We start from the raw sequence: 6,581 nt of genomic DNA, 5'->3' as shown, positions 1-6,581 counted from the left end.
TCCTACCGTTCATATGAATTAGTTACATCAATAGTGGCTAACACATTGTATTTTATAGAGTTTTATTGTTACATGGTAAAGTTTATTTTTTATATCTGTCAAATTTAATATATTTATTCTATCGACATGTAAATATGTCATGTCGATAAAAATGCATTATATCAACACAAGGCGTTTACGTGTCGACGCTATCGACATATACTACTTGATATGTCGAAAAACGAGATATTTCAAACATGAACTGGAACCCTGAAGAACCATTTAATTCAATACCTCTCCTGCCACCATCCAAAGACGCAATCGAGAGTATAAACGTTTTGAAGGCTTGCATACCCGCTAGAGTTGCATTGGCAGAGTTGAAACAAGCTGGAGAGTTACTTCCAAATCAAGGGCTTCTTATTAACTTACTGCCCCTCCTTGAAGCTAAGGACAGTTCGGAAATCGAAAATATTGTAACAACGACAGATAAACTTTTTCAGTTTGCCTATGAAGACACCGCTGCAGATAATGCAACCAAGGAGGCTTTACGATATAGAACTGCACTTTATGAGGGGTATAAACAACTAGAATATAAACCGCTCTGCACCAATACAGCAGTTGAGATTTGCAGCACGATCAAATCTGTTGCGATGAATATTCGAAGAATACCAGGCACAGTGTTAAGCAACCAAACCACTGGTAAAGTTATTTATACGCCACCTGTAGGTGAGCATACATTAAGAGATTTACTAGCTAACTGGGAGATATTCCTTCATACGGATGATGATTTAGACCCACTTATTAAGATGGCTATCAGCCATTATCAATTTGAAGCAATTCATCCATTTACAGATGGTAATGGCAGAACAGGTAGGATTATAAATGTTCTTTATTTAATCGAAAGAGAGTTATTAACTTTGCCGATTTTGTACTTAAGCCGCTATATCGTAAGTAATAAATCTGATTATTATCGTTTACTTCTAAAGGTTACTCAAGATGGTGATTGGGAGTCTTGGTTACTTTACATGTTGAAAGGAATTGAGGAGACAGCACGATGGACTACACAAAAAATTGCCGTGGTAAGAAAACTAATTGAGCATACCACTAATCATATTCAGCAATCATTACCCAAAATTTACAGCTATGAACTCGTAAAAGTGATTTTTGAGCAGCCTTATTGCCGAATAGGGAGCTTAGTTGATAATGATATCGCTAAACGACAAACGGCCTCAGTTTATTTAAGGCAGTTATGCAATATTGGCGTATTACAAGAAGTGGCCTCAGGAAAAGAGAAACTCTTTGTTCATCCAAAGTTAATCAAATTGATGACAACTGATTCAAATCAGTTCGAAGAATACATCCTAGAATAAATTTTTAGTATTGACGGATTACTGAAAAAAACTTAAATAGTTAGAATATAGTTATTTAAAATCCAATGAGTTAGCCAAAAGCAAAATCGCATTTGATTAAGTCATATGAACGGTCAATCACATACCAAGCGGCAAACTTTAAGGTATACCAGCTAACTGAAAATAGCATATTACTATTGTTGAATTTCCAGTTACGCCAGTAAATATCTAGATTGCTAATTTAATATCTAAATTAAAACAACAGCTTATAAATGGCAAAACTTAAGCATAGGTTAAGTTAGATTCTTTCACTATTTTTTCCTGTGTCACTCACTGTTTTGCTCGTTATCTCATCGTCGCAATCGTCATTAGGATCTGCTTGTTGACAGGTGTTAATTTTATTTTGTTCTTTTAAGTCATTTGTCAGTACTTGTTTTAGCACTTCCATGCGCTGTTTAACGGCAACTCCATAACTATGATCGTCCCCCCAAACATCCACTAACATTTTCATTGATTCGTTATCATGTTCAGCAAAAATTCGTCCTGCACGTTCAGACATTTCCTTACTGTGACCTAGCAAAGTTAACGCCTCGACGCCTAGGTTTAATGCAGAGTCGAATGTTTCTCGTCGAAACGAAGTGACCCCTAATTTCATTAATTCGTAAGCATGCCCTCGGTCAATAGCCCGCGCGACAATCGCGAGGTTTGGATAATGTTTTTTGGCCATCGCGGCAATTTCTAAAATTTTATCTGCGTCATCTATTGCTATCACTAATAACTTTGCTTCAAGCGCTCCAGACGCCTCAAGCAGGTCTTTTCGGGCTGCGTCTCCGTAATGTACTTTATTAACAAAACGGCGAACCATCTCTATCTGGCTTGGGCTGTGATCAAGGATAGATAAGTGGTAACCCTGTGCTGTTAATAAACGACCAATGATTTGGCCAAAACGACCATATCCGGCAATAATGACACTTTTAGTGGCCTCTATGTGCTCAGGCTTATCATATTCAGCTTTGGAGGCTTTTGAGTTGTTCAGCTTCTTATCGTAAATCATCAGTAACAATGGGGCCATTAACATAGATATTGCGACAACTAAGGTCGCTAACTTAGTTTGTTCTGGATCCAATATTTGTAACGACGTGGTTAATGACAACAGAACAAAAGCAAATTCACCACCTTGAGCTAAGGCCAAGGTAAACAACAGCTTTTGTTTGCCTTGCATTTTAAAAATTACGGAGAGGAAAAATAACACCGTAGCTTTGAGAATTATGAGGGAAAGAACCAGCATTGCTACAGTGGAGAACTGTTCAAACAACAATGGAAAGTCAATTGACGCGCCAACGGTGATAAAAAACAACCCTAGCAACAGCCCCTTAAATGGTTCGATATCCACTTCCAGTTCGTGCCTAAATTCACTTTCGGCTAAAACGACACCCGCTAAAAATGTGCCTAATGCGGGAGATAGTCCAATTTTTTGCATTATATACGCAATGGCAATGACCAAAAACAACGCCATTACGGTAAACAGTTCTCGTAGTCGTGTTTCTGCTATATATCGAAATAAGGGCGTCGATACATACTTCCCCGCAAAAACAATACTCGCGATAACAGCACCTGAGATCATCACTTGCAGATAAACTGGGTAGTGCGCAATTAAGTTGCCGTGATCAGACACTGTGCCAATAGAATCGCTAAAGGCTAACAATGGAAATAGCGCTAGGATTGGGATGACCGCAATATCTTGAAATAACAATACAGAAAACGCGTTTTGACCGGCTTCTTGATTGGTCCAGCCTTTTTCATTCAAGCTTTGTATAACGATAGCGGTAGAAGACAAAGCTAACATCAAGCCGATGGCCAGAGCGGTCTGCCATTGTAACGAAAATACCCAATAGCAGGTCGCAAAAATAGCTAAACTTGTCAGCGTAACTTGCAGGCCCCCTAACCCAATAATGGAATGTCTCAGTTTCCACAACCTCGACGGTTGTAACTCCAAACCAACTAAAAACAACATCATAACAACGCCAAATTCAGCAAAGTGCATGACATCGGTTTGGTCACCAACAAGACCCAATAAAAACGGGCCTATCAAAATCCCAGCTAATAAGTAGCCTAACACCGAGCCTAACCCTAAACGTTTTGCTACAGGCACCGCTATAACAGCAGCCGCTAAATAGACGACAGCAAGCTCTAACATCGAGTTCTCCAAAAATAAAAATAACGCTAGCTAATACTTAGTAATAACTATACACCAATTGTCACTGCTCTTTGCAAACGAACGGGCTGACACAACCTGTATATTTGACTATGACTCGCGATAGTTTCTATTTTTCGACATGCCGCCAATCCCTGCGTTTAACGTATTTGTAGGATCGAGCATTCTGTAATTGTCAGCCAATGCAGGCTTTGCATGATAATGATGGCCGACATTGTGTTCAGCAGGATACTCAGCCCCTCGAATTTCGAGCAGTGCGAGTAACGCTTGTTTGATCTTCTTCGGGTCTTCACCGCTTCGTACCAAATAATCTTGGTGAAATACATGACACAAAAAGTGGCCGTAATATAACTTACTAACTAACTTGCTATTAAGGTGCTCAGGTAAAGTCTCAAACCAATCTGTATCATTACGCTTTAACGCGATATCGAGTGCGACGATATCTTCAACTTTTTTATGGTTAATCGCTGCATACTGAACCGCTGCACCCGCTGCGGCAAAACGCAGTAAATAAGCGGACTTCGCATCGGCCTCAGTGCAGAGAAAATAATCTAAATCGTATTCTGTTTTTATCTCATTTAACAATAATTCAGTTACGTCTTTTTCATCCCCTTTGACCGTTAATATCAGCTGATGTTCAAATTTGTCATTCCATTGATGAAGCGTTTTTGGCGTTTGGCTTGGGAACAGTTTGGCAATGCGATAGACAACTTTGTCGATAAAACCTTGCTTTAAAAACGGTATTCTACGGCAAAGTGCATCTAACTGTCGTTTGACATTAAAAAATTTAGGTAGCCAATTGGTTCCCAAATGTTTAATTAGCAATACAGTATCTCGGCCATAATTATCGGCCAATTCAAAGATATCCCGATGGAGGTATTCAGCGTAAACAGGAAGATTTGTCGCTTTTTCTAATAGGCTGGTTCTGACTTTTTGCAGTGCCTGAGTCGAATTAGTGCCCACATAAAACGTGTGCTCTTGCTCGTTTTTCAAAAACGTATCAACTCGTACGGCAAACACTGCAAGTTTACCGGCACAACCACTTGCTTGATGTAATCGTCGAGGGTCAGCATTAAAACGAGCGGGAGTATCATCGGTTGTTTTACGAACCCAGTCGGCATAATCGCGATCGGACGCTAACTTTTCAGTGGTCTTAATGTCATCTTGCGAATATGTTTTGTTTTGCAAATTAGTCAGTATTTCTTCAACGGTTTCGCCTAGCTCGATATCGAGTTCGTTAACGAGTCGCAATGAACCTGCTTCGTCTATTTGGGCGTATAACGCTAGTTCGGTATAAGCTGGGCCACGTTCGACTAATGCGCCACCAGAGTTGTTACATATGCCACCGACAATTGATGCACCAATACACGATGACCCAATCACCGAATGTGGCACTCTTCCATATGGCGCAAGGGCTTTTTCTAGCGAAAATAAACTGGCCCCCGGTAAAGCGACGATCTGCTGTTCTTTGTCTAATACGTGGATATCGTTTATTTGTGTGGTGTTAATAATAACCGTGTTTCTATCACAACCTTGAGTGGGTGTAGACCCGCCAGTCAATCCGGTATTTGCCGCTTGCATCACCACAATGACATTGGCGTTAACGCAGGCTTCCAGCAATTGCCACTGCTGCCAAAGCGTGGTGGGTTTCACAACAGCTAAAGCAGGACCTTGCCCTTCACGAAAACCTTTTCTATATGGTGCTGTGGCACGTTCGCTGGTAAGTACATTGCGTGGCCCGACAATTTTTTTGAAACAGGCAATGAGAGACTGCTGTGGCATTTTTGAATAAACCTACTTTTTGATGTTAACAGAATGGGCTACCGTTAATAATAAAGACATGATAGAAATAACGGCAGCTAAATCACTATACCTAAAGAGATATAGCTAAGTAACAAGAACTTAATTGACGGAAGTTTTAGGCTCACGTGAGCCAAACATCACCTTTCGTTGATTACTTCGAAGCCGTTCTTGCTCCATAATTTCCTGAGAATTAATATCAGCTAAAGGCTGCTGAGCCTTTCTAGACAAATCCCCGTCTGCGATAAGCGACAAATAGCGGGTACAACATACTCTTAAAAAAGAGGTAAAGTTGCTAATGTCGTGGTCGGCATCAAGGGACTCAAGGTACAACTTTGTTATCATTTGATTTACTGACATTTGATCGCGAAATGATAACTCTTCTAATATATCCCAAAAAAACTCCTCTAATCGAATTGAAGTAACAACCCCATCGATGCGAAGTGATTTGGTCCGATAAGTCCATAACTGGCTATCGGCGTTAATAAAAAGTCGACACATAAGTCCCCTTAAACACTTACAAAATTATAACAATGCCACAAACTGTTTTAACATGGCCGGATGAGCTGGCCAAGCTGGACCTGTGACTAACTTACCGTCGGTAATTGCGCCGTCCATTGATAATTCAATGTACTCTGCACCTGCCATTGTCATCTCTGGTTGACACGCCGGGTAAGCTGATACCTTTTTGCCTTCAATAACACCTGCTGCGCTGAGTAATTGTGGACCATGACATACTGCTGCAATGGGTTTGTCACTCGTTGCAAAATGACGAATTATTTCAATAACTTTTGGATTTAAGCGTAGGTACTCAGGAGCACGCCCCCCAGGTAAATATAATGCATCGAAATCGTCAACATTAACATCAGCAAATGTCGCATTTAACTCAAAATTGTGACCTCGTTTTTCAGTGTAGGTTTGATCACCTTCAAAATCATGAATTGACGTTGCAATCGTGTCACCTGCTTTTTTGCCAGGGCACACCGCTTCAACATCATGCCCCATTGCTAATAGCGCTTGAAAAGGAACCATGTTTTCATAATCTTCAACAAAGTCACCAGTGATCATTAGTACTTTAGCCATTTTTAAATCCTCATTTTATTATTAGAATCAAAAGGCATTAGCCAACCCTGCTGAAAATCGTTTAGCTCATGCCGTGTTTGCAAATCCAGTAAATCATATGAGGCAATTGTCAGGGTAATATGGGAATACTACTTTTCGAGAACACGCCTTAATCA

5 protein-coding genes are annotated in these 6,581 nt (G+C 40.2%); 1 reads left to right on the top strand and 4 read right to left on the bottom strand.

The annotated features are described in order from the left end of the window. The first annotated feature begins 236 nt into the window (after nucleotides 1-236). The gene (gene fic, locus KO525_RS19435; protein ID WP_215965496.1) at nucleotides 237-1,349 is read left to right on the top strand and encodes a protein adenylyltransferase Fic; all 1,113 of its coding nucleotides are present in this window, start codon (nucleotides 237-239) and stop codon (nucleotides 1,347-1,349) included. Nucleotides 1,350-1,626: 277 nt separating this feature from the next. Here the strand turns inward: fic and KO525_RS19430 are convergent, their stop codons facing one another. The 4 genes from KO525_RS19430 to KO525_RS19415 form a co-directional block, all read right to left on the bottom strand. Then, a complete protein-coding gene (locus KO525_RS19430) occupies nucleotides 1,627-3,525 on the bottom strand; it encodes a monovalent cation:proton antiporter-2 (CPA2) family protein (protein WP_215965495.1) in 1,899 nt (632 codons plus the stop codon). A 108-nt stretch (nucleotides 3,526-3,633) separates the two neighbouring features. Then, the gene (gene dld / locus KO525_RS19425; protein ID WP_215965494.1) at nucleotides 3,634-5,325 is read right to left on the bottom strand and encodes a D-lactate dehydrogenase; all 1,692 of its coding nucleotides are present in this window, start codon (nucleotides 5,323-5,325) and stop codon (nucleotides 3,634-3,636) included. Between the two features lie 120 nt (nucleotides 5,326-5,445). Beyond that, a complete protein-coding gene (locus KO525_RS19420; protein WP_215965493.1) occupies nucleotides 5,446-5,844 on the bottom strand; it encodes a ribbon-helix-helix domain-containing protein in 399 nt (132 codons plus the stop codon). Between the two features lie 24 nt (nucleotides 5,845-5,868). Further along, nucleotides 5,869-6,426 (bottom strand): DJ-1/PfpI family protein, encoded by a 558-nt coding sequence (locus KO525_RS19415; RefSeq protein WP_215965492.1) that lies wholly within the window; start codon nucleotides 6,424-6,426, stop codon nucleotides 5,869-5,871. Nucleotides 6,427-6,581 lie beyond the last annotated feature (155 nt).

The sequence above is a fragment of the Psychrosphaera sp. B3R10 genome (assembly GCF_018861025.1).
Lineage (GTDB): Bacteria > Pseudomonadota > Gammaproteobacteria > Enterobacterales > Alteromonadaceae > Psychrosphaera > Psychrosphaera algicola.
Note: the sequence above shows the minus strand (reverse complement) of the source record. Positions and strands in the feature narration are given on the sequence as shown.

Bases quoted from the DNA above. Each gene is read 5' to 3' on its own strand.
- fic (WP_215965496.1), top strand. From the start codon at position 237: ATGAACTGGAACCCTGAAGAACCATTTAATTCAATACCTCTCCTGCCA.
- KO525_RS19430 (WP_215965495.1), bottom strand. From the start codon at position 3,525: ATGTTAGAGCTTGCTGTCGTCTATTTAGCGGCTGCTGTTATAGCGGTG.
- dld (WP_215965494.1), bottom strand. From the start codon at position 5,325: ATGCCACAGCAGTCTCTCATTGCCTGTTTCAAAAAAATTGTCGGGCCA.
- KO525_RS19420 (WP_215965493.1), bottom strand. From the start codon at position 5,844: ATGTGTCGACTTTTTATTAACGCCGATAGCCAGTTATGGACTTATCGG.
- KO525_RS19415 (WP_215965492.1), bottom strand. From the start codon at position 6,426: ATGGCTAAAGTACTAATGATCACTGGTGACTTTGTTGAAGATTATGAA.